The 22,290-nt window shown below is 69.0% G+C and carries 18 protein-coding genes, 1 tRNA gene and 1 pseudogene; 16 read left to right on the top strand and 4 right to left on the bottom strand.

Features of this window, described 5'->3' with window-relative positions; genetic code table 11:
- Positions 1 to 26 precede the first annotated feature (26 nt).
- From ACLJOU_RS27380 to ACLJOU_RS27360, 5 genes are all read left to right on the top strand, one after another.
- Positions 27 to 971, top strand: a complete 945-nt coding sequence (locus ACLJOU_RS27380) for a methionyl-tRNA formyltransferase (RefSeq protein WP_410571105.1) — start codon at positions 27 to 29, stop codon at positions 969 to 971.
- A gap of 55 nt (positions 972 to 1,026) precedes the next feature.
- On the top strand, positions 1,027 to 3,117 hold the full coding sequence (locus ACLJOU_RS27375) for an alpha-galactosidase (RefSeq protein ID WP_410571103.1): 2,091 nt from the start codon (positions 1,027 to 1,029) through the stop codon (positions 3,115 to 3,117).
- 112 nt (positions 3,118 to 3,229) lie between these two features.
- Complete coding sequence (locus tag ACLJOU_RS27370) at positions 3,230 to 4,498, top strand: extracellular solute-binding protein (RefSeq protein ID WP_410571102.1); 1,269 nt, start codon at positions 3,230 to 3,232, stop codon at positions 4,496 to 4,498.
- Complete coding sequence (locus tag ACLJOU_RS27365) at positions 4,480 to 5,436, top strand: carbohydrate ABC transporter permease (protein ID WP_410571100.1); 957 nt, start codon at positions 4,480 to 4,482, stop codon at positions 5,434 to 5,436. The genes ACLJOU_RS27370 and ACLJOU_RS27365 overlap by 19 nt, the downstream gene beginning before the upstream one ends.
- Entirely contained in the window at positions 5,433 to 6,254 is an 822-nt protein-coding gene (locus ACLJOU_RS27360; RefSeq protein WP_410571098.1) for a carbohydrate ABC transporter permease, read from the top strand. The genes ACLJOU_RS27365 and ACLJOU_RS27360 overlap by 4 nt, the downstream gene beginning before the upstream one ends.
- Positions 6,255 to 6,522: 268 nt before the next feature.
- Here the strand turns inward: ACLJOU_RS27360 and ACLJOU_RS27355 are convergent, their stop codons facing one another.
- Positions 6,523 to 7,005, bottom strand: a complete 483-nt coding sequence (locus tag ACLJOU_RS27355) for a GNAT family N-acetyltransferase (protein WP_410571096.1) — start codon at positions 7,003 to 7,005, stop codon at positions 6,523 to 6,525.
- Entirely contained in the window at positions 7,002 to 8,639 is a 1,638-nt protein-coding gene (locus ACLJOU_RS27350; protein ID WP_410571094.1) for an ABC-F family ATP-binding cassette domain-containing protein, read from the bottom strand. The genes ACLJOU_RS27355 and ACLJOU_RS27350 overlap by 4 nt, the downstream gene beginning before the upstream one ends.
- 146 nt (positions 8,640 to 8,785) lie before the next feature.
- On the opposite strand from ACLJOU_RS27350, the gene ACLJOU_RS27345 reads away from it, so the two are divergent.
- From ACLJOU_RS27345 to ACLJOU_RS27325, 5 genes and pseudogenes are all read left to right on the top strand, one after another.
- The gene (locus tag ACLJOU_RS27345) at positions 8,786 to 9,697 is read left to right on the top strand and encodes a PaaX family transcriptional regulator C-terminal domain-containing protein (RefSeq protein ID WP_410571092.1); all 912 of its coding nucleotides are present in this window, start codon (positions 8,786 to 8,788) and stop codon (positions 9,695 to 9,697) included.
- A 2-nt stretch (positions 9,698 to 9,699) separates the two neighbouring features.
- Complete coding sequence (locus tag ACLJOU_RS27340; RefSeq protein WP_410571090.1) at positions 9,700 to 10,479, top strand: enoyl-CoA hydratase/isomerase family protein; 780 nt, start codon at positions 9,700 to 9,702, stop codon at positions 10,477 to 10,479.
- 160 nt (positions 10,480 to 10,639) lie between these two features.
- Positions 10,640 to 12,852, top strand: a pseudogene (locus ACLJOU_RS27335) (glycosyl hydrolase family 18 protein).
- A gap of 120 nt (positions 12,853 to 12,972) precedes the next feature.
- A tRNA-Pro gene (locus tag ACLJOU_RS27330) sits at positions 12,973 to 13,046 on the top strand.
- 243 nt (positions 13,047 to 13,289) lie between these two features.
- Positions 13,290 to 13,868, top strand: coding sequence for a type II toxin-antitoxin system HicA family toxin (locus ACLJOU_RS27325; RefSeq protein WP_410571088.1), 579 nt, complete (start codon positions 13,290 to 13,292; stop codon positions 13,866 to 13,868).
- A 407-nt stretch (positions 13,869 to 14,275) separates the two neighbouring features.
- On the opposite strand, the gene ACLJOU_RS27320 is transcribed toward ACLJOU_RS27325, so the two are convergent.
- Positions 14,276 to 15,022 (bottom strand): pentapeptide repeat-containing protein, encoded by a 747-nt coding sequence (locus ACLJOU_RS27320; protein ID WP_410571086.1) that lies wholly within the window; start codon positions 15,020 to 15,022, stop codon positions 14,276 to 14,278.
- Positions 15,023 to 15,935: 913 nt separating this feature from the next.
- Between ACLJOU_RS27320 and ACLJOU_RS27315 the strand changes: the two genes are divergently transcribed.
- The 5 genes from ACLJOU_RS27315 to ACLJOU_RS27295 all read left to right on the top strand — a co-directional run bounded on the left by ACLJOU_RS27315 (position 15,936) and on the right by ACLJOU_RS27295 (position 20,351).
- Positions 15,936 to 17,333, top strand: coding sequence for a pentapeptide repeat-containing protein (locus tag ACLJOU_RS27315; RefSeq protein ID WP_410571084.1), 1,398 nt, complete (start codon positions 15,936 to 15,938; stop codon positions 17,331 to 17,333).
- Positions 17,334 to 17,860: 527 nt separating this feature from the next.
- Positions 17,861 to 18,334: a nuclear transport factor 2 family protein gene (locus ACLJOU_RS27310; protein ID WP_410571083.1), complete on the top strand. Its 474-nt coding sequence runs from the start codon at positions 17,861 to 17,863 to the stop codon at positions 18,332 to 18,334.
- A 27-nt stretch (positions 18,335 to 18,361) separates the two neighbouring features.
- A complete protein-coding gene (locus tag ACLJOU_RS27305; RefSeq protein ID WP_410571081.1) occupies positions 18,362 to 18,982 on the top strand; it encodes a TetR/AcrR family transcriptional regulator in 621 nt (206 codons plus the stop codon).
- A 426-nt stretch (positions 18,983 to 19,408) separates the two neighbouring features.
- A complete protein-coding gene (locus ACLJOU_RS27300; RefSeq protein ID WP_410571079.1) occupies positions 19,409 to 19,813 on the top strand; it encodes an STAS domain-containing protein in 405 nt (134 codons plus the stop codon).
- 97 nt (positions 19,814 to 19,910) lie between these two features.
- Positions 19,911 to 20,351 carry an ATP-binding protein gene (locus ACLJOU_RS27295; RefSeq protein ID WP_410571077.1) on the top strand — a complete coding sequence of 147 codons (441 nt, stop codon included), beginning with the start codon at positions 19,911 to 19,913 and terminating at the stop codon, positions 20,349 to 20,351.
- Here the strand turns inward: ACLJOU_RS27295 and ACLJOU_RS27290 are convergent.
- The gene (locus ACLJOU_RS27290) at positions 20,312 to 21,139 is read right to left on the bottom strand and encodes an NAD(P)H-binding protein (RefSeq protein ID WP_410571075.1); all 828 of its coding nucleotides are present in this window, start codon (positions 21,137 to 21,139) and stop codon (positions 20,312 to 20,314) included. The genes ACLJOU_RS27295 and ACLJOU_RS27290 overlap by 40 nt on opposite strands.
- An 82-nt stretch (positions 21,140 to 21,221) precedes the next feature.
- Here ACLJOU_RS27290 and ACLJOU_RS27285 point away from each other — a divergent pair, with 82 nt between their 5' ends.
- Positions 21,222 to 22,199 (top strand): AraC family transcriptional regulator, encoded by a 978-nt coding sequence (locus ACLJOU_RS27285; RefSeq protein WP_410571074.1) that lies wholly within the window; start codon positions 21,222 to 21,224, stop codon positions 22,197 to 22,199.
- Positions 22,200 to 22,290: the final 91 nt, after the last annotated feature.

Genomic DNA, 22,290 nt, shown 5'->3' with positions numbered 1-22,290 from the left:
TCCCCGATCATGAAAGGCACTCTCGAATGCGCGTGGCGATGTTCGGCTACCAGACCTGGGGGCACCGGACCCTCCAGGCGCTCATCGACGCCGGCCACGAGGTCGCCCTCGTGGTCACCCACCCGAGGAGTGACCACGCCTACGAGCGGATCTGGGCCGACTCGGTCGCCGACCTCGCCGAGGCGCACGGCATCCGCGTCCTGCTGCGCAACCGCCCGGACGACGCCGAGTTGCCGGCCGAGCTCAAGGCCGCGGACCTCGACCTGATCGTGGCGAACAACTGGCGGACCTGGCTGCCGCCGGAGATCTTCGAGCTGCCGCGCCACGGCACCCTGAACATCCACGACTCGCTGCTGCCCGCGTACGCCGGGTTCTCGCCGCTCATCTGGGCCCTGCTCAACGGCGAGCCGGAGGTCGGCGTCACCGCCCACATGATGGACGGCGAACTCGACGCCGGAGACATCGTGCTGCAGCGCGCGATCCCGGTCGGGCCGGCCGACACGACGACCGATCTCTTCCACCGCACGGTCGACCTCATCGCGCCGATCACCGCCGAAGCCATCTCCCTGATCGAGACCGGCTACACGCCGGTGCCGCAGGACCGGTCGAAGGCCAGCTTCTTCCACAAGCGGGCCAAGCGCGACAGCCTGATCGACTGGACGCTGCCGCCCGCCGACCTCGAGCGGTTCGTGCGCGCCCTCTCGGACCCGTACCCGAACGCGTTCACCCACCACCGCGGCCAGGAGCTGCGGATACTGAAGGCGTCGGTGTCGCAGGGGCACTACGGCGGCACACCGGGCCGGATCTTCATCCGGGAAGGCGACGGCGTGGTGATCGTCGCCGGGCCGGACGCCCGCCGCGGGCAGTCCCCCGGCCTGCTCGTCGAGCGCGTCCGCACCGCCGACGGGACCGACCTGCCCGCGGCCGAGTACTTCAAGGTGATGGGCGGCTACCTCACCGACCGCCCGTGACCGGTGAGCGGGACATCCCTTGGCGGCGGCCGCGCCGGTGAGCAGGATGTCCCGCATGGCCGGGATCAGCTTCCTCGAGGAACACCGCACCTGGGTGCTCACCGGGGACTCGAGCACGTACGCGTTGCGGCTCGGCGAAGACGACGTCCCGGCGCACGTCTACTGGGGACCCGCGCTGCCCGAAGCCGCCGTCGCCGAGCTGACCGGGGAAGCGCTTCCCTGGTGGGACGGCTTCAACGACCCGAACGAGGGACTCGCCGAACTCGCCGTCGACGGCGGCACCCGGTACTGGACACCCGCCCTGCAGGTCCGCTTCGCCGACGGGACGCGGGCCCTCGAATGGCGGTACGAGCACCACGAAAGCACGGCCGATCACCTGCGGCTGGTGTTCGCGGATCGGCACTACTCGCTGCGGATCACCCTGCACTACCGCCTGCGCGGCGCGGTCCTCGAACGCTGGACCGAGCTGAACGCCGGCACCGACGTCGAAGTCGTCCGCGCCGATTCGGCCACCTGGGCACTGCCGGTCTTCGATGACTACCGGCTCAGCCACGTCACCGGCCGCTGGGCGGCGGAAACCCAGTTGCTCCGGACGCCGGTGCCGCACGGGGAGACCGTGTTCGGCAGCCGACGCGGGATCACCAGTCACCACGCCAATCCGTGGGTGATGGTCGACGACGGCACGGCGACCGAGCGCCACGGCGAGGTCTACGGCGTCGCGCTGGCCTGGAGCGGGTCGTGGCGGCTGACCACCACGCGCTCGTCGACCGGCCGGCTGACGGTGAGCGGCGGGTTCGGCCAGGACGGCGTCGTCCACCGCGTCGGCCCCGGCCGCCCGCTCGTGACGCCCGTTTCCGCCGGGCTCTACACCGACGGCGGGTTCGGCGCGGCCAGCCGCGCGTGGCACGCGTACACCCTCGCGCACGTCCTGCCGCACCCGGGCGAGCTGCGTCCGGTGCTCTACAACTCCTGGGAAGCCACCGGGTTCGACGTCACCGAGGCCGGGCAGCGGGCCCTCGCCGAACGGGCGGCGGCGCTCGGAGTCGAGCTGTTCGTGCTGGACGACGGCTGGTTCGGCGCCCGCACCGGCGACCACGCCGGGCTCGGCGACTGGCACGTCAACCGCGCGCGCTTCCCCGACGGGCTCAAGCCACTGGCCGACGCGGTGCACGGTCTCGGCCTGAAGTTCGGCCTCTGGGTCGAGCCCGAGATGGTCAACCCCGACAGCGACCTCTACCGCGCGCACCCGGACTGGGTGCTGCACCACCCGCACCGGCGCCGCTCGGAACTGCGGCGGCAACTGGTGCTCAACTTCGCCCGCCCGGACGTGGCCGCCTGGGCGCACGACTGGCTCGACCGGCTCGTCGGCGAGCAGGGCGTGGACTTCCTCAAGTGGGACATGAACCGGCCGTTCAGCGAAGCGGGCTGGCCGGGCGAACGCGACCAGGACCGGTTGTGGGTCGAGCACACGCGCGCGGTGTACGCGCTGCTCGACCGGCTGCGCGCGGACCACCCGGACCTGCGGGTCGAATCGTGCGCGGGCGGTGGCGGGCGGATCGACCTCGGCGTGCTCGCCCGGACCGACCAGGTCTGGACCTCCGACAACACCGATGCGCTCGACCGGCTGCGGATCCAGCACGGCTACGGCCAGCTCTACCCGGCGCGCGCGATGTCGGCGTGGGTCACGGACAACCCGAACTTCGTGACGGCCCGGTCGGTGCCGCTTCGGTTCCGCTTCCACGTCGCCATGGCGGGCGTGCTCGGCCTCGGCAGCGACATCCTGCACTGGCCCGGCGACGACCTCGCGCTCGCCCGCGACCTCGTGGCGCTGTACAAGGACATCCGGCCGGTCGTGCAGCACGGCGCGCTGTACCGGCTGCGGCCGCCGGTCGACGACGGCGTGACCGCGCTGGAGTACGTGCACGGCGATCGCGTCGTCGTGTTCGCGTACCGGCAGGCCGCGCACTTCAACGCGCCGGACCGGCCGCTGCGGCTCGACGGCCTCGACCCGGCCGCGCGGTACCGCGATCCGGATTCGGGCCGCACGCACAGCGGGGCCGTGCTGCTCGCCCGCGGGCTCCCCCTCGACCTGCCCGCCGGCGACTTCGCCAGCGCCGTCGTCCGCCTAGACCGCCTAAAGATCTGATCTATTTCGCCTTCTTCGGCGTTTCGCGGCCTCCTGGTGGTTGACATCATCGAATAGGTCCGATGAAATGCGTCATACATCACATATGGTGGGTCGAGGAAGGTGGCTGGACATGAGAAGGTCCCTGGCGCTGGGAGCGGCGGCGCTCCTGGCGGTGAGCGCGTGCTCGGTCGGGTCGAACGCCGGCGGCAGCGGCGCGGAGATCACCTTCCTGACGTTCGAAACCCCGAACCTCACCCCGGCCTACTGGGACGCCGCGATCAAGCGCGTCACCGACAAGAACCCGGGGATCAAGGTGAAGAAGCTCGTCGCGCCGACCGCCGACGGGCGGACGTCGTACGCGAAGCAGCTCCTGCAGTCCGGCCAGTTCCCGGACGTGATGATCGCCGTCGACTCGGCCGGCTTCGCCGAAGCGGGCAACCTCTACGCCTGGACGCCGGACGAGCTGAAGGACTTCCAGTTCCCGCAGGCCAACCCGGTCAACGGCAAGTACTACCAGCTGCCGGCGAACACCCAGACCATCCCGCCGGTCTACTACAACAAGAAGATGTTCGCCGACGCGGGCATCGCGGCGCCCCCGAAGACGTGGGACGAGCTCGTCGCCGACGCCGGCAAGCTCAAGGACAAGGGTTTCTCGCCGTTCACCATCGGCGGCGGCAAGGACGGCTTCCCGTCGTCGATGATCCTCTCCGGCCTGGTGAGCACCGAGGTCTACGACACGGTGCCGGACTGGCTGACCCAGCGCCGCCAGGGCAAGGTGAAGTTCGCCGATCCCGCGTTCCAGCACGCGTTCTCGAAGCTCGCCGACCTCGCGGCGAAGGGGTACGTGGACAGGACCAGCGTGTCCCGCGACTACGCCGCGACCGAGCAGGCGTTCCTGGACGGCCAGAGCGCGATGTACCCGATGGGCAACTGGTTTTCGGCCAACGCCGATGCGAAGAAGCACGACTTCGAGGTGGGCGTGTTCGACTTCCCCACCGAGGACGGCAAGCTCGTCGTCCCGGCCTACACCGGCGGCGGGATGATCGTCAACGCGAAGGCCGCGAACCTCGACGCGGCCCGGAAGTTCGCCCTCGGCTTCCAGCTCGACAAGGACCAGCTGGACGCCTCGGTGAAGGCCGACGGCCTGTTCCCGGCGATCAAGGGGTACACGCCGCCGCCCGACGTCGGGGCGACGTTCAAGGCGGGCTACGACCTGTACACCCGGGCGGTGCAGGAGAACGCCGTGGTGCACGCGTTCCGCTGGGAGACCGCGGACGACGGGTTGCTGCCCGGGATGAAGGACAAGGTCGACCAGGCCGCCCAGGACGTCATCACCGGCCGCAAGTCCGTGGCGGAGGCGTGCGCGTTCCTGGACACCGAGTGGGCGAAGGCGGGCTGACGTCCTTGACCGCCGTCATTTCGCGCCCGTCCCCGCCCTCGGCTGCCACCGCCCGCCGACGCCCGGTTCTGCCGCGGCTGGCGCACTTCGCGTCGTTCGGCGCGCCGGGTGTGCTCGTGTACCTGTGTTTCGTGCTGGCACCGATCCTGATCAGCTTCGGCTACAGCCTGACGAACTACAACCCGTTCAACCCGCCGGTGAAGTTCGTCGGCCTGGACAACTACCGGCTGCTGTTCACCGATGCGCAGTTCCTCACCGCTCTGCGGGTGACCACGGTCCTGACGGTGATCGTGGTGATCGTCCCCAATGTCCTCGGCCTCGGCGTGGCGTTGCTGCTGGACCGGAAAGGCTGGCTGTACAACACTTTGCGGAGCGTGTTCTTCACACCGGTGATCCTGAGTTCGGTCGTGGTGTCGATCGTCTGGTCGCGCCTGCTCGACGACCGGGGGCCGCTGAACGGCTTGCTACGCGCGTGGGGTGTCTCCCACCCGCCGGGCTGGCTGTCCGATCCGGACGTGGCGTTGTACTCGGTGGCGTCGATCGTGTGCTGGCAGATGCTGGGGTTTTGCGTGGTCGTCTACCTGGCCGGTCTCCAGGGCGTGCCGGCCGAGTTGCTGGAGGCGGCGGAGATCGACGGCGCCGGACCGCTGCGCCGGTTCCGCGCGGTGACGTGGCCGCTGCTGGCGCCGTCGCTGACGATCAACACGGTGGTGCTGCTGATTTCGGCGTTCAAGACCTACGACAACGTCAAGGTGATCACCAACGGCGGCCCGGGTTCCGGAGCGACGGCGACGATCGCGTTCGACGTCCTCCAGACCGGGTTCGACTCGAACCACGTCGGCTACGCGTCCGCGATGGCCGTGCTGATGCTGGTGATCGTGGCGGTGGTGACGACGGTGGTGCTCAACTTCCTGCGCCGCCGGGAGGTGGACCTGTGACCCGCGCCTGGCTGCGCCCCGCGGTTGCCCTGCTCGTGAGCGCGGTGTTCTTCGTCCCGTTGTACTTGGTGCTGGCCAACGTGGTCAAGGACGGTTCCCTGATCGCGAAGTCACCGGCGTCGCTGCCGGTGCCGCCGACGCTGGCGAACATCCGGGCGGTGCTGACCCGCCCGGACGGGCTGTTCTGGGTCAGCCTGGCGAACAGCGTCGTGGTGACGGTGTTGTCGATCCTGGTGCTGACGGTCCTGTCGGCGATGCTGGGCCACTACCTGGCGCGCTCGGGCAAGCGGTGGACGAAGGTGCTGACGCTGGTGCTGCTGGCGGGGTTGATGATCCCGCCGCAGGTGATCTTGATCCCGATCACCGACGTCCTGCGGGTGACGCACCTGATGGCGACGCTGCAGGGGCTGATCCTGTTCAACGTCGGGTACTACGTGCCGTTCGGGGTGTTCGTGTTCACGGGGTTCATCCGCGGGGTGCCGGTGGAGCTGGAGGAGGCGGCGCTGCTGGACGGGGCGAGCCGCATGCAGGTGTTCTGGCGAGTGGTGTTCCCCCTGCTGCGCCCGGCCACGGCGTCGGTGTTGATCTTCCTGGGCGTGTGGATCTGGAATGACTTCATCGACCCGCTGATCATCCTGGGCCCGAGCCAGGGCACGACGATCACGACGGGGATCTATCGGTCGATCGGGCAGTACCAGGCGGATCTGGGGAGCGTTTTCGCGTTGATGTTCCTGGCGACTTTGCCGGTGTTGATTTTCTATCTGGCGCTGCAGAAACAGTTCGTGAAGGGCCTGACAGGAGGGGCGACGAAGGGGTGAGCAGTGCTCTCGTGTTGGATCGGTGACCACCTGGGGCGCGCGTGCGGTGCTCACATCGGAGAGCAGTGCTCTCGCTGCCGAGGCGGGCAGTGCTCACGTTCGAGAGCACTGCTCACACCCGACTGCGAGCACCGCGCCAACTCGAGAGCACCGCTCACACGCGCGTGCAAGCACTGCCCCAACTCGAGAGCACCGCTCACCGCCAACCGGCAGGCATGCTCTCCTTCGAGAGCACCGCTCACCCGCCACAGCCGGCGGCGAGCAGCGCTCAAAGCACCTTGACCATGGTGTCCGAGTCCCGCGACCCCGCCCCCACGACCTCATACCCCTCCGCGAGATAAAGCCGCTGAGCGAAGTTCACCCGCTCGACGCTGAGGCTGATCCGCCGAACCCCCGCGGCCCGAGCCCGGGCTTCGACGGCCCGCAGCAACGAGCGCCCCACTCCCCGGCCACGCCAACCCGCAACGACCCCGATCGTCAGCTCCGGGACATCACCGGCCACGAACCCGTACCCCGGATCATCAGCCGGGAAGAAGCGCAGCCAGGCACCACCGACCGGCGTCCCGTCGGCCTCGGCCACCACCCCGAGATCGCCCGAACGCGGCCAACCCGCGATGTAGTGCCCGGTGTCCGGAGCCGCCAGCACCCGGCGGCGTGACTTCTCCTTCCACTCCGGTGACCAGTTGACCGCCGCCACGAGCACGTCCGTCAGGAAGTCCGCGTCCGCGGGCGTTGCCTCGCGGAAGATCACCGCTCGGTGACCTTGCCGCCGTCGACCTCCAGGCGGCGGGTCACGTGCACCGCGTCGAGCATGCGGCGGTCGTGCGTCACCAGCAGGAGCGTCCCCGGGTAGCTGTCCAGCGCCGCCTCCAGCTGCTCGATCGCCGGCAGGTCCAGGTGGTTCGTCGGCTCGTCGAGGACCAGCAGGTTCACCCCACGCGCCTGCAACAACGCCAGTGCCGCCCGCGTGCGCTCCCCCGGCGACAGCGTCGCCGCCGACCGCAGCACGTGCGCCGCCTTCAGGCCGTACTTGGCCAGGAGCGTCCGGACCTCCGCGTCGGCGAGCTCCGGCACCTCGCGCGCGAACGCCGAAGCGAGCGGGACGTCACCGAGGAACAGCCGCCGCGCCTGGTCGACCTCGCCGACCACGACACCCGGCCCCAAGGCCGCGGCCCCCGCGTCCAACGCGATCCGGCCCAGCAGCGCCGCCAGGAGCGTCGACTTGCCCGACCCGTTCGCCCCGGTGATCGCGACCTTGTCCGCCCAGTCGATCTGCAGGTCGACCGGCCCCAGCGTGAACCCGCCGCGCCGCACCACCGCGCCGCGCAGGGTCGCGACCACCGCACCGGCGCGCGGGGCCGCGGCGATCTCCATCCGCAGCTCCCACTCCTTGCGCGGCTCCTCGACGACCTCCAGTCGCTCGATCATCCGGTCGGTCTGCCGGGCCTTCGACGCCTGCTTCTCGGTCGCCTCGCTGCGGAACTTGCGCGCCGCCTTGTCGTTGTCGGGCTGCTTCCGGCGGGCGTTCTTGACGCCCTTTTCCATCCACGCCCGCTGCATCCGCCCCCGCGCTTCCAGGGACGCCTTCGTATCGGCGTACTCCTCGTAGTCCTCACGCGCGTGCCGGCGCGCGACCTCGCGCTCCTCGAGGTACGCCTCGTACCCGCCGCCGTAGACGTTCACCTGCTGCTGGGCCAGGTCCAGCTCGACGACGCGGTCGACCGTCCTGGCCAGGAACTCGCGGTCGTGGCTGACCAGCACCGTCGCCGCGCGCAGGCCGGACACGAACCGCTCGAGCCGCGCGAGGCCGTCCAGGTCGAGGTCGTTGGTCGGCTCGTCGAGCAGGAAGACGTCGTAGCGGCTCAGGAGCAGGGAGGCGAGCCCCGCGCGCGCCGCCTGGCCGCCCGACAGCGACGTCATCGGCTGGTCCAGATCCACCGCCAGGCCGAGCTCCGCGGCCACTTCGGCGGCCCGCTCGTCGAGGTCGGCGCCGCCGAGGGCGAGCCACCGGTCCAGGGCGGTCGCGTAGAGGTCGTCCGCGCCCGCGGCACCGTCGGTCAGGGCCGAAGTCGCCGAGTCGAGCTCGGCCTGCGCCGCCGAGACGCCGGTGCGCCGGGCCAGGAAGGCCCGCACCGACTCGCCTTCGCGCCGTTCCGGCTCCTGTGGCAGGTGCCCGACGGTCGCGGCCGGCGGGTTCAGCCGGACCTCGCCGCTGTCCGGTTTCGCGAGCCCGGCGAGGGTCCGCAGCAGCGTGGACTTGCCGGCGCCGTTGACCCCGACCAGGCCGACGACGTCCCCGGGCGCGACGACGAGATCGAGGCCGGAGAAGAGGGTGCGGTCACCGTGGCCCGCGGCCAGGTCCTTCGCGACGAGAGTTGCACTCATGAGGTAGCCGAGTCTACGACCTCGTGGTGAACTGTCAGATCAAGGTCAAAACCACCGACGGTGTGTGTCCCGTGGCGCTTTGATCACTCACTGTGGGTACCCTGTTCGGTTGTCAGTCCAGCAGCGCAGTGAGGTCGGTGAACAACATGGGCGAGCCCGCTCCCCCGGTCACCCTCGGCCGCAGGCCGAAGCCGAGGGAAAGCCGCCCGTCCGCGCCGCGGCCCACCGTGAGCCGCCGCCGGGAGGTCAGTCACGCCAGCGCGCGGTCGCTGCTGATGACCGTCCTCGGCGAGTACGCGCTGCCGCGCGACAAGCCGGTCTGGACGTCGATGCTCGTCGAGGTCCTGGGCATCCTCGACATCGAGGAGAAGTCGGCGCGCCAGGCGCTGGCCCGCTCCGCCGCCGAGGGCTGGGTGGTCTCCGAGCGCGTCGGGCGCCGAGTGCGCTGGTCGCTGACCCCGCCGGGGCGCCGCCTGCTGACCGAGGGCGCCGACCGGATCTACGCGTTCGGCCGCGAAGAACGCCGCTGGAACGGGCAGTGGCTGATGCTGATCGTCTCCGTCCCGGAGGCCAAGCGCGACCTGCGGCACCGCCTGCGCACCCGGCTGACCTGGGCGGGCTTCGGCTCGCCCGTGGCCGGCGTGTGGGTCAGCCCGGACCTGTCGCGCCAGCGGGAGGCCCAGCAGATCGTCAGCGAGCTCGGCCTCGACGCCCAGGCCATGTCGTTCACCGCCGCGTACGGCGAGGTCGGCGAGCAGGAGTCCATGGTCGCCCGGTCCTGGGACCTGACCGACCTGAAGGACCGCTACGAGGACTTCATCGACCGGTTCACCGGCCTGCACCCCACCGGCGGCCGCGCGGTGCTGCGCGCGCAGACCGAGCTGGTCCACGAGTGGCGGCGGTTCCCGTTCCTCGACCCGCAGCTGCCGGCGGAGCTGCTCCCGGCGAAGTGGAGCGGGACGAAGGCGGCGGAACTGTTCCATCACAAACACGTCGACTGGCGCCCCGAGGCCCAGCAGTATTGGGACGACATCGTCGAAGCCGAAGAAGCAGGGTGAACATGACTCAGCAGGTCCGCCTCGATCGTGACGGCGGGCTCGCCGTCCTGACCGTCGACGCTCCGCCGTTGAACCTCTACACGGCTTCGCTGCAGTCCTCGCTCGCCTCGGCGATCGGCGAGCTGGAGGCCGAGCCCGCCCGGGCGCTGCTGATCCGCGCCGAAGGCAAGATCGTCAGCGGCGGCGTGGACGTCTCGCTGTTCGACGCCCAGGGCTCGCCCGCCGAGGCGAAGGTGCTCTTCGACGAGATGCTGGCGGTGCCGGACCGGATCGCGGCGCTGCCGTTCCCGACGGTGTTCGCCGCGCACGGCCTGTGCCTGACCTGGGCGTTCGAGGTCGCCGTGGCTTGCGATGTCATCCTCGCCGCTTCGCGCGCGAAGTTCGGGCTGGTCGAGAAGGTCGTCGGGCTCACGCCGACCATGGGCGGCACCCAGCGGCTGGCCGCGCGGGCCGGCGTCGGGCGCGCCAAGGAGTTCGTGATGACCGGCGACACCTACGACGCGGCGACGCTCGAGCGCTGGAACGTCGTCAACCGCGTCCTGCCGGACGAGGGGTTCGACGAGGCGGCGCGGGCGTTCACCCGGCGGCTGGCCGAGGGCCCGACGCGTGCCCACGCGGCGACCAAGCGCGTCCTGGACCACTTCGCCGCGGGCGGCGTTCCCGAGGCGAACGCGCACATCACGACGATCGCGGCCGAGCTGTTCGAGACCGAGGATCTCCGCAACGCCGTGAAGTCGTTCCTGGCCGACGGACCGGGCAAGGCGACGTTCTCGGGGCGTTAACAGTCCGTTCGGACAGCGCTTGCCGCCGTTCGGGCCTGCGCGGTTCTCCCCGCACCGGGTTACATTCGATGTGGTCTAGACCACGTCGTCCCCGCCTCGTGCCGCTTGGAGAACCGCCATGAGACGCACGCCCGTACGACTACGCTCCGCACTCGCCGCCTTGCTCATCGCACTCGGTGGCACCGCGGCGCTCGCGCCACCCGCCGCCGCAGCCGGTTCGCTGACCGCCACCCTGGCGCTGAACGGCACGACCGGCACCTACACCGTCGCCAACACCGGGACCGCCTCGGTGAGCAACTGGGCGATCACCTTCACGCTGCCCGCCGGGATCACCGCCTCGACCGGCGAAACGGCACGGTCACCCAGAACGGCACCCAGGTCACGCTGACCCCGGCGTACTACATCGCGACGCTGGCGCCGGGCCGGAACACCTACCCCTACAGCCCGACTTTCCGGCTCAGTGCCGCGGCGACGCCGACGCAGTGCCGCGTCGACAACGCCAACTGCGACGGTTCACCGGACACCCCGCCGGGCGCGCCGGCAAACCTGCGCCTGGTCGCGAAGACGACCAAGACGGTCGCCCTGGCGTGGAACGCCTCGACGGCCGATTCCCTCCCGGTGACCGGGTACGACGTCTACCAGGGAACCTCCCTGGCCGCGTCGGTGACCGGGACGAGCGCCACGGTTTCCGGGCTCACACCGGGCACCGCGTACTCCTTCACGGTCAAGGCCAAGGACGCCAAGGGGAACACCTCCCCGGCGAGTCCCGCTCTGGCCGTGACGACGAACAACCCCGCCGACGACACGCAGCCGCCGTCCGCGCCCGCCGGGTTGCGCTCGACGGCCGCCGATTCGGGCAGCGTCTCGCTGGCCTGGACGGCGTCGACCGACAACACCGGCGTGGTGAGCTACGACGTCTACCGCGGGGCGGTGCTGGCCACCACGGTGACCACGACGTCGGCCGTGGTGACCGGGCTGGCACCGTCCACTTCGTACACGTTCACGGTCCGGGCGCGCGACGGCTACGACAACGTGTCGGCGCCGAGTGCCGCGGTGACCGCTCGCACCGGCGACATCGTCTCCGGGTACGCGAAGGTCGGGTACTTCGTGCAGTGGGGCATCTACGGCCGCCAGTACTTCGTGAAGAACCTGGAGACGTCCGGGGCGGCGGCGAAGCTGACGCACCTGCTGTACGCGTTCGAGAACATCGATCCGGTGAACCTGACCTGCCTGTCCGGGGTCACGAAGGGCACCACGGCGGATCCCGAGGACCCGAACCAGGGCGACGGCGCCGGTGACGCCGAAGCCGACTACTCGCGGCCGTTCTCGGCGGCGCAGTCGGTGGACGGGGTGGCCGACACCGGCTGGGAGTCGCTGCGCGGCAACTTCAACCAGCTCAAGAAGCTCAAGGCGAAGCACCCGAACCTGAAGGTGCTGGTTTCGCTGGGCGGCTGGACGTATTCGAAGTACTTCTCGGACGTCGCGGCCACCGACGCGTCACGCAAGAAGTTCGTTTCGTCCTGTGTGGACACCTGGCTGAAGGGCAACATCGCGTCCTACGGCGGCGCAGGCGGCCCTGGCACCGCGGCGGGCCTCTTCGACGGCATCGACCTCGACTGGGAGTGGCCGGCCAGCGGCGACGGGCACCCGGGCAACCACTGGAGCCCGAACGACAAGGCGAACCTGACGGCCCTGCTGGCCGAGTTCCGCACGCAGCTCGACGCGTACGGCGCGACGACCGGCAAGCGGTACCAGCTGCACGCGTTCACGCCGGCGGACCCGGCCAAGGTGGCGGCCGGCTGGGACCTGCCTCGCGTTTTCGACTCCCTGGACGTGGCGAACGTGCAGGGCTACGACTTCCACGGCTCGGGCAGCGACAACTCGTGGGAGCCGAACCGCACGGGCCACCAGGGCAACCTGTACGCCGACGCGGACGACCCGTACCCGTTCCACTTCAGCGCGGAAACGGCGATCAACGCGTACACGAACGCGGGCGTCGACCCCCGCCGGCTGACATTGGGCCTGGCGTTCTACGGCCGAGGCTGGCAGGGAGTGGCGGACGGCGGCAAGAGCGGCGAGTGGCAGCCGGCAACCGGCGCGGCACCGGGCCAGTTCGCCGAAGAAGCGGGCACCCGCGGGTACGCGAACCTGGTGGCAAGCGTCCCGAACTGCACGGTCCACCACGACACGGCGGCGGTGGCAACATCGTGCTACACGGGCAACGGCGGCCAGTGGTGGACGTTCGACGACGCCTGGTCGATCGGCCTGAAGACGACGTGGCTCAAGTCCCGCGGCCTGCTCGGCGTAATGGCCTGGGAGATGTCGGGCGACACGGGCGCGCTGATGAACGCGGTGAGCGCCGGGCTGGGGTGAGGTCCTTGCTCCTCGGTCTCTCTGACCTGTTCCCGCAGGTCAGAGAGACTGGGGACCCTGCGTGCAGGGCCGTTCGGCGGGCACGATAAAGTACTTCCACGCACTCAGGGAGTGCGGGTCCGGGCTGTGGCGCAGTTTGGTAGCGCACTTGACTGGGGGTCAAGGGGTCGCAGGTTCAAATCCTGTCAGCCCGACGGACAAACTGGCAGGGCCCGTGAGCAGCATAACCGCTGCTCACGGGTCCTTTGTGCCGTAGTGGCCAGCTTAAGCACCAAGCCTCCGGCAACTCGTACGCGTGGACCATCCGTGGACCATCAAGCGAGTTCCACGCCTCCTCAGTCGCTCGCCAAGCTGCAAGCCAAAGCGACGTCGTGAGGCTCACCGATCCATCCGGACCTGGCCCAACCGGACATCCAAGCCTCAGGCACACTCAGTGCGTGAAGCAGCTCCCACCGTGGTCGTGGTACTTGGCATCCGTCGGCGCACTCATCGTAGGGCTCGGGGGGTTCCTCCCGTCAGGCTCCTACGCTCAGGCGACCGCTTTACAAGTCGGCAGCGTCTTTCTACTTATTATCCCCGTCGTTCTCGCCGAACGTGGAATGCTGAGCGCACTTCGTCAGAAAGTTGACGAGTCAATAGCGGTTCAGGAGCTTCTCATAGAAACGACCATAGATATGGCCGAGAATACCGCCCAAAATCACGAACCCATCCCCGAAACGGACACCTCACCTACCGCCGATGAGAATGACAGGCCAGACGAGCCGCCGACGGCCGGAAAATCGCGTCCGCGCCCGCAGACTTCATCTCGAATCATGTTGCGAGACCTTCTCCGCGTCCTCAAGGAAGAGGGCTGGGAAATGCGAAAAAGCCGAGGTACTCACGAAATCTGGGCGAAGGATGACAATATAATCGCCATTCCACTGACCCCAGCAAATCCCCAGAGCCTCATTAGACGAATCATCCGAATGTCCGCACTATCCGATGAGGGTCAGCGAAAGTTGTTGAAAGACTTCTAGATACAGCCGGCTTGGCGCACCGTGCCCAATGATCTGAGCTCAACGCTGGTTGCCAGGTTCATGGGACCCGGCAGCGAACTGGAGATCACATTCCGCGACCTCGGCGGGAATTGGTGGCGTCGCGTTGGCAGTCGCTCGCCAGTCCCGGACTGCAAGCCATGACCGTGACCATCGAGACCCGCCCCAGCGATCTTGCGCAATACGCGCATGGGAACAGCCATCGACGTGAGTCCGGTGTGACGAACGTCGTGGCGGCGAAGGTGCTCGGATCCGAGCTTTGCGACCTCCTCGTCCCCGTGATTCGCGTCCCGCAGGGTCGCCGCACTGGACAAGTACAGGTGCAAAACCGGACACGACAGGAACGCCGCCGAAGGGTCCGCGGACCGACGGGTACGGGTCCGACGAGGTCACCACCACTTCCCCCGCGTCTCCGCGTTAGCGGTCGCGTTCACCACCACAGCACCATCATGATCGGTATCACGAAGGTCTGTACCTTCGAGGTGCGCGCTGTCGAAGTTAGTATGAGTAAGTTTTGCGGCATCGAGGTTCGCGCTAGTGAGGTACGCATAATTTAGCAATGCATAGGTAAGGTCGGCGTGCGGTATAGATGCATTGTCGAAGTGCGCGAAAGTGAGGTTCGCGTAAGCGAGATCCGCGTTTTCGAGATATGCACCCGCGAGGTCTGCGTGATTTAGGTTCGCCTCGCTGAGATGTGCGTTGGTCAATTCGGCGTGCCTAATGCAAGTTTGACGAAGATCGACACGGGTGTCGTTGTCCTGCGTCGTGTCGCGGCGACCCAGAACCGTGAGAGCAGCCTGGACATCGGGAGCAACAGTTCGATCAGGGCAGGTACGTGGCGTACCGTCAAGAGGGTCAACCGCGGTCGGGGTGGCGGTGCGAATAAATGCGGAGAGAACTTCAATGATTGTTGACTGGTCACGCGCGGAGTCATGAGCCAGTCGCTCGAGACTGTAGATTCCTCCAAGTCGAGCTTGCAGATGCTCAGTGCCGACCTTGTCAAGTTCGTCAATAGCCTTCGTATAGCGGTCGGTGTACTGGCCCTGCTGCGTAGTGTTGAACGAGAGAGCAGTGACCGCCAGCGCGCCGATAGCAACTAACGCACTAGTAAGTGAGGTGACGGCGAGCCAGTTCACCTTTTTCGAGGCCCTGCGAAGATCACGCCTAGGCGGGCGCAAGCCTAGGCGTACACGCCGCGACGATGTGGCAGACGTACTTGATGCGGTAATCCGCCGTCGCGACGCTCTCAACCGTTGTTTGTTGATCATGCGGCTAAAGCTCTCCTCGGGTGTGCCGTTGCCACCAGCGACTTCTGATCGCGGCGTCAGACTAGTCGACGGCATGCTTCTGCTGCGGTCTATTCGCGGTTTACAGGTGTCGTACCAGACCGGCGAGCGGGCTATCGGCACCCTCGAAAGGTATTATGACCTGCGGTTTACCAGGTCCAATCGCCAAGTCGGACGCCTGCTGCCACGGATTCAAAACCCATCGAATGTGCGCTCGAACCTCACCAGGGCACCCCCGATGACTAGCGGTAGCCAGTCTCGCAACCAGGCAAAACCAGCCTAGGGTAGATCCGCTCTCGTCTGGGTGACCGTGCATGTAGCGCGTGAACGCGCTGCGGCGACTGACCGTCGGTGACGAGATGGAAACTGATGCTACCCCGCTCGCTTTGGCGCGGCTGGGCGCCGGCGCGTTGGGTGCTGGTGCTTAGTGGGCTGGCGCTGCTGGCCGGGATGACAGCACTGTTCGGGTGGGTGGACTGGCCGGCGCTGGGTCGGTGGGCCCGTCCCCTTGCCTTGCCACTGGTCCTGTTTGCCGTCGCCGGCGGCGGCATCCCGGTCGCCGTGGCACGGCGGAGGGGAGAGCGAGCGCCGCGGGCTCGGGTGTCGGTGACGAGCTGGTGGGTCGTGGTCGCCGCCGCAGTCGTGGTGGCTGCCGTGGGGTGGGTAGCTACCAGTTGGCTGCTTGACGAAGCCAATCAGGCGAGCGACCCGGACAAGAAGGCGTCGGCGCGAGTCGAGGCGGTTAAGACCGGACTCGGGATCGGTGCGGGTACCCACCGGAATCTTCGCGCTGCTACTCGCGGTACGGCGCCAACAGCACAACGAGAGCGACGCGACGGAGAAGAACGTCACCGAGCTCTACACTAAGGCCGCCGACCAACTCGGCTCCACTGAGGCTCCGGTGCGCCTGGCCGGGCTGTACGCCTTCGAGCGCCTTGCTCACAACGACCCCGGCCAGCGCCAGAGCATCGTCAACGTCATCTGCGCTTACCTGCGGATGCCCTTCACCCCGCTCGACGTCACGCCGTCGGCCGCGGCCGACGGCGCGCAGCAGAAGGAATACCAGGGCCAGCTACAGGAACGGGAAGTCCGGCTCGCGGCCCAGCGCATTCTTGCCGAGCACATCAAGCCCGACGTCCAACGGACGTTCTGGACCGATATCGACCTTGACCTGACCAACGCCTACCTGATCGGCTTCCATCTGGACGACTGCTTAGTTCGCCGCGCCGTGTTTGACGGCGCGACGTTCAGTGGGGACGCCTGGTTCCGCGGCGCAACCTTTACTGCCCAAGCATGGTTTAGCGGCGCAACCTTCACCCACCGCGCACGGTTCGACAAGGCGCGCTTTACCTGCGGCGCATCGTTTCACAACGCGCACTTCACCGACTACGCCTCATTTCGCGAAGCCGACATCGCGCGAGCCTGGTTCCACGGCGCGAGCTTCAACGACCACGTCGTATTCGACGGTGTCCGTTTCACCGGCGAGGACGCAGTATTCGACGACGCGACCTTCGCCGAGACCGCCAGGTTCGGCGATACAACTTTCACTGGCGACGCCAGCTTCCACCAAGTGACCTTCAATCACGCAGTCGACTACACCCGCGCAACTTTCGGTGGCGATGCTGTGTTTCTTAATGCCACCTTCGTCGGCGGCGTATGGTTCCGCGACGCAACCTTTACTCGCACCGCCGCATTCACCCGTGCAGCATTAACCGGAGACGCCACGTTCGACCACGCGAAGTTTACCGCCGCCGCTGTGTTCGACCGCGCCATCTTCACCGGCAGCGCCGCGTTTGATCGCGCCGTCTTCACCGGCGACGCCACGTTCGATCGCGCCGCTTTCACCGGCGAGGCCACGTTTGACCGTGCCCGCTTCGCCGGCGCAACCAGCGTTGACGGCGCCACCTTCGTCGGAGTCGCCATCTTCGATGGCACGACCTTCGCAGGCGCCGTTGGGTTCAACGGCGCCACCTTCGTTGGCGGCGTTGGGTTCGACAGCGCGACCTTCGCTCCGGATACAGTGTTCGTCGGCGCTAACTTCGCCGCCGACGCGGCGGACTCCGGCCTAATCGTAAATCCTCGCGAGTTCGACACCGTTACGGTTGATACGCGAGATACCGGAACGAGGAAAGCCAACGTGCAATTCTTGCCGACAGTTTGAGGACCGACTACGACGTTGAGCAGCGTCCAGTCAGCCTGCCATCTCTGGCTGACACGAGAACGCCGGTCAATCTGCGCTGGCCAACTCACGGCCATCGGGTGTTACATCGCGTGGGGTACCGTCCGGGATTCCGCTCACCAACTCGACGTCTGCGAGGTCAAGAGTCGGCGAGGCTCATCCGTCGACGACCCTGTGGACCAGCTGTGGACCAGCACAAGGGCGACTGCCGCGAAACCTGCAAGTCGCGTAGCAGCAACTTGACCGCTCATATCACTGTTTTGAGGTCACGCGTGCCGTCAAGTCCTCGGGTTCAAGGGGTCGCAGGTTCAAATCCTGTCAGCCCGACGGACAAGCCACGTTCACGCAGGTGAACGTGGCTTTCGTCGTTTCTGGACACGAATAAGCCCAGAACTTGGCCTCCATCAATGCATCCATCCGCACATGAGCCACCCTCGTTGAGTTTGGCGACAACTTGTCGTAATCTTTACGACAGATTGTCGCATCGATACCCGACGGAGGAGATTTCCATGGACCCGCTGAGCGATCGTGCCGAACTCATCGAGCTGCTCGGCCGGTATGCCGACATCGCGGACCTGAAGGAGTTCACCGAGCTGCCCGGCCGCGTCTTCTCCGACCCGCTGACGCTCGACTTCGGGTCCGTCGCCGACATTCCGCCGATGACCGTGCCGCTCGCCGACTACGTCGAGAACCTTCGTGGCGCCTTCGCCTTCTACACAGCCACGCACCACGCGATCACCGGCCACGTCATCGACGTCGACGGCGACCGGGCGACGATTCACGCGCACGTCCGCGCCGATCACTGGGTCTCCGACGAGCTTGCCGCCGGGGGGCCGAACCACTGGCTGGTGGTCGGCTTCTACGACAACGAGGCGGTGCGGACGGCGGACGGGTGGCGCCTCGATCGCGTCAAGCTGACCTCGACGCACCAGGACAACCCGCACCTGTCGAGCGTCTCCCTGGCCGCGGCGCTCGCACGCTGACGCGCGCGGCGGTGGGAAGATGATCCGATGCCACGGATCCGGGGAGCCAGCATCGAGGCCCACCACGAGGTCGTGTGGGCCGACCTCGCCGCGGCGACGCGGCAGGTGCTGCTCGAACGCGACTACGACTCGATCACCATGGGCCACATCGCGGAGCGGGCGGGACTCGCGCGCAACACGCTGTACAACTACGCCGGCGACAAGAGCGCGCTGATCCAGGCGCTTACGCAGCGGCTGGCGCGGCCCGCGATCGAGCGGGTGGCCGCGATCGCCGCGCGGTCGGCGGACCCGGCCGCGCAGCGGCTGCGCGAGATCATCGCGGCCGTCCTCGAGGCGTTCACCGATCCGGTCCTGCAGCTGATGTTCCGGCCCGCTTCCGGCCTGCCGTTCGCCGAGACGCCGAAGGGCCCCGACAGCCCGTTCCACGCCATCGTCGTCGAGGTCGAGAACGTCGTCCGAGCCGGCATCGACCGCGGCGAGTTCCGCGACGTCGGCGATGTGCCGCTCGCGGTGGAGCTGCTGTCCGGCGTCATGCGGGCCGGCGCCGAACGCATCGGCCGGGACCCGGGCGCCTTCGCGGCCACCGACCGCGCGGCGCGAGAGCTCGTCCTTTCGGCGCTGAGCCGCCTTCCCGTCGCCGGAAGCTGACGGGCACGGGATCAACGGCGGCTTTGCTCTTAACGGAAATTCGCGCCAGGACGATTCAACCCACCCGCGCGCTGGGTAGGTAACCCCTACTCGGGACGGGGTCTCGGGAACGGACGGCGGCCTGCCGCAATGACCGCCTCGCACCGTCGGGGCGGTGTTGGGCCATGACGGTCATCGCGGCAGGCCGCCGTTGTCGTGCCCGGGATTCCGGTCGGCGAAACCTGGTTGAGGTGCCGCCGGAGTGGGCAGTACCCGTTCGGCCCGGACGAACGCCTTGCGCGCCTTCAGGTCGTGACGCCGCCTTCGTGGCGGCGCAGCGGTTGAAACCACCAGCCGCCACCGAACCCGGTTCGGCCTGCCCACCCGGCGGCCGGCAGCGCGGGGGGCGCGGCGCACCGGGCCTCTCGCACCGACGAGAGGTCACCCATGCCCGGCATCGTCACCCCCAGCGACCTCGAAACACCGTCCCGCGCACGAACGCACATCACCGTGACCACCACCGTGGACGCCACGACGGTGACCGTCGCCGGTGATCTCGACCTGGCCACCACCCCGCGCCTGCGAGACCGGCTGGACGACGAACTCAAGTTCCGGCCCGCCGCCCTCATCATCGACCTCGACGCGGTCGGCTTCTGCTCCTCCTGCGGCCTGTCGGCCCTGGTCGAAGCCGTCACCGGCGCCCACGCCCGTGGGATTCCCTGCGCGATCATCGCCACCCAGCGCGCCGTGGTCCGGCCGGTCCGGCTGCTGCGGCTCGACCGCGTCCTGCCGCTGCACGCCGACCGCGCCGAAGCCGCGACCTGGCTCGCCCTGGTGGCCCGGCTGCGGTGAAGTCGCGTGCTTGGCCGGGGAGACATCCGGGTAGTCCCCCCGGCACCGGCGCCGCGGAACGGCCGTGGCGCCGCGAACAGGAAGGGGTCCGGCCCGGATGCCGACCGAACAGCAGTTGCCCCGGCTCGACGACTCGGTGCGCGTCATCGCCCTCGAGGTCACCGACGACCTCGCCGAGCTGGCCACCGTGCGTGCCTGGGCCGACCGCTTGCTGCAGGACCTGCCCGAGCACCAGCGGCTCGACGCGCTCATGGTGGTCGACGAGCTCACCTCCAACGCGCTCCGGCACGGGAAGCCCCCGCGCCAGGTGCGCCTGCTCCGCAAGCAGGACTGGCTCTCCGTGGAAGTCGACGACGCCTGCGTCGACCCCGCCTGCCCCCGGCCCCCGTCGGCCGCCGGCGGCCACGGGCTCGCCCTGGTCGGCGCCATGAGCGTGTCCTGGGGCCAGTGGCAACGTCCCACCGGGAAGACCGTGTGGGGCGAGATCGACCTCACCGGTCAGTCCCAGACCCCCGACGCGGCGGTCTCGGAGACGTAGTCCTCGAACGGCCGGGCCGGCCGGCCGAGGGCCCGCTCCACGCCGTCGGCGGGTTCGGGTGCCGAGCCGTCGCGGATGGCCGCGAAGATGCCGGTGAACAGCCGCGCGACCTCGAGCGGGACGCCGGCGGCGAGCTGGCGGGCAACGTGGGTTTCGGGCGCGATGTCGACGTACCGGACAGGGCGGCCGGTGGCCTGGCCGATGAGGTCGGCGGCCTCGCCGAAGCCGATGGCCCGCGGGCCGGTCAGCTGGTAGGTCCGGCCGCTGTGGCGGTCTTCGGTCAGCGCCGCCGCGGCGACCGCGGCGATGTCGTCGGCGTCGATGAACGGCGTGCGCCCGTCACCGGCGGGCAGGGACACGGTCCCGGCGAGGATCGACGGCAACCAGGGTCCCTCGCTGAAGTTCTGCGCGAACCAGTCCGGTCGCAGGATCGTCCAGTCGGCTCCCGAGGCGCGCACGGCTTCTTCGGCGGCCTTGAGCGGGTGGCTGTCGTCGGCCGCACCGACGCCGCCGGCCGACAGGAGCACCAGCCGCCGCACGCCCGCGGCGACCGCTTCGGCCACGAACGCCGGGATGCGGCCCCCGCCCGCCTGGAGGCTGGGTTCCACGACGTAGGCGGCGGTGACGCCGTCGAGGGCGGGTGCCCAGGTCGCCGGGGCGGCGAGATCGAACGGGGTGTTCCCGCCCGTGCGGGACGCCGTCCGCACCGGTCGGCCGGCGGCCTCGAGGCGCCGGGCGAGGCGGCGACCGGTCTTCCCGGTGCCGCCGAGGATGAGAATCTTCTGCATGACGGCCAGCCAACTCCCCCGCCGGGAGACGATCCATGGGACGACGTCGAAGATTCCTTTGTGATCGTCTAGCGTGGGCGCGGTGGACGTGCTGAGCGATCTGCTGGTCCGGGCCCGCGCCGGCCACACGCTGGTCCGGCAGCTGGTCCGCCGGCCACCGTGGTCGGTGACCTATGCCGACGCGCCGCCGCTGACCGTCGTGGCGACGCTCGGCGGGTGCGGTTCGGTCCGCTTCGACGACGCCGGTGCCCCGGCGGCGCGGCTCGCCCCGGGCGACATCGCCCTCATCCGGGGCCCGGGCCGGCACACGATCGCCGACGACCCGGCCACCCCGCCCGGCTTCGTGATTTCCCGGGGGAAGAAACACTTCCCCGACGGGCGCGAGGTCGCGGCGGCGGCCCAGCGGAACTCGGCGCCGCGCACCTACGGCGCCGGTTCGCCCGGGGCGACGACCATGCTGCGGGGCGCCTACGAGTTCCACGGCGCCGTCGGCGCCCGGCTGCTGGACATGCTCCCGCCGCTGGCGGTCGTACCCGCCGGGCCGCGCACGCAGGCGGCGCTGGACCTGCTCGCCGCGGAGATCGCGCGCGACGAACCCGGGCAGGACGCTGTCCTCGCCCGGCTGCTCGACCTGGTGCTCGTGCTGGCCCTGCGGGGTTGGTGCGCAAGACCGTCGACGGTGCTTCCCGCCTGGTACCGGGCGCTGGAGGACCCCGCCGTCGGCGACGCACTGCGCCTGATGCACGACGATCCCGCGCGCCGGTGGACCGTCGCCGCGCTGGCCCTGGAGGTCGGTATGTCCCGCGCCGCCTTCGCCGCACGCTTCACCGCACTGGTCGGCGAGCCACCGCTCACCTACCTCATCGGCTGGCGGATGACGCTGGGCGCCGACCTGCTGCGGGACACCGAGGAGACCGTCGCCGCCGTCGCCCGCGCCGTCGGCTACGAAGACGCCTTCGCCTTCAGCGTCGCGTTCAAACGCGCCCGCGGCGTCAGTCCCTCGGTCTGGCGTCGCGGGACGGCCCCGGCGACGCGGCGAGATCCGGCGGCCGACGGGTGAGTCCGGGTCAGCCCGGTTCGGAAGAATGACCGCCCGCACGCTGGCGGCATACCTGGACGCGGAGTCGTCGACCGCGGAGACAAGCGCGGAA

It is taken from the genome of Amycolatopsis sp. cmx-4-61 (genome assembly GCF_046548775.1).
Taxonomy (GTDB): domain Bacteria; phylum Actinomycetota; class Actinomycetes; order Mycobacteriales; family Pseudonocardiaceae; genus Amycolatopsis.
The sequence above is the reverse complement of the archived record's forward strand: the minus strand, read 5'-3'. Positions and strand labels throughout refer to the sequence as shown.

What these genes read in the sequence shown, in the direction of transcription:
- ACLJOU_RS27380 (WP_410571105.1), top strand. Translation starts at nt 27, where the DNA reads ATGCGCGTGGCGATGTTCGGCTACCAGACCTGGGGGCACCGGACCCTC.
- ACLJOU_RS27375 (WP_410571103.1), top strand. Translation starts at nt 1,027, where the DNA reads ATGGCCGGGATCAGCTTCCTCGAGGAACACCGCACCTGGGTGCTCACC.
- ACLJOU_RS27370 (WP_410571102.1), top strand. Translation starts at nt 3,230, where the DNA reads ATGAGAAGGTCCCTGGCGCTGGGAGCGGCGGCGCTCCTGGCGGTGAGC.
- ACLJOU_RS27350 (WP_410571094.1), bottom strand. Translation starts at nt 8,639, where the DNA reads ATGAGTGCAACTCTCGTCGCGAAGGACCTGGCCGCGGGCCACGGTGAC.
- ACLJOU_RS27345 (WP_410571092.1), top strand. Translation starts at nt 8,786, where the DNA reads ATGGGCGAGCCCGCTCCCCCGGTCACCCTCGGCCGCAGGCCGAAGCCG.
- ACLJOU_RS27340 (WP_410571090.1), top strand. Translation starts at nt 9,700, where the DNA reads ATGACTCAGCAGGTCCGCCTCGATCGTGACGGCGGGCTCGCCGTCCTG.
- ACLJOU_RS27310 (WP_410571083.1), top strand. Translation starts at nt 17,861, where the DNA reads ATGGACCCGCTGAGCGATCGTGCCGAACTCATCGAGCTGCTCGGCCGG.
- ACLJOU_RS27305 (WP_410571081.1), top strand. Translation starts at nt 18,362, where the DNA reads ATGCCACGGATCCGGGGAGCCAGCATCGAGGCCCACCACGAGGTCGTG.
- ACLJOU_RS27300 (WP_410571079.1), top strand. Translation starts at nt 19,409, where the DNA reads ATGCCCGGCATCGTCACCCCCAGCGACCTCGAAACACCGTCCCGCGCA.
- ACLJOU_RS27295 (WP_410571077.1), top strand. Translation starts at nt 19,911, where the DNA reads ATGCCGACCGAACAGCAGTTGCCCCGGCTCGACGACTCGGTGCGCGTC.
- ACLJOU_RS27290 (WP_410571075.1), bottom strand. Translation starts at nt 21,139, where the DNA reads ATGCAGAAGATTCTCATCCTCGGCGGCACCGGGAAGACCGGTCGCCGC.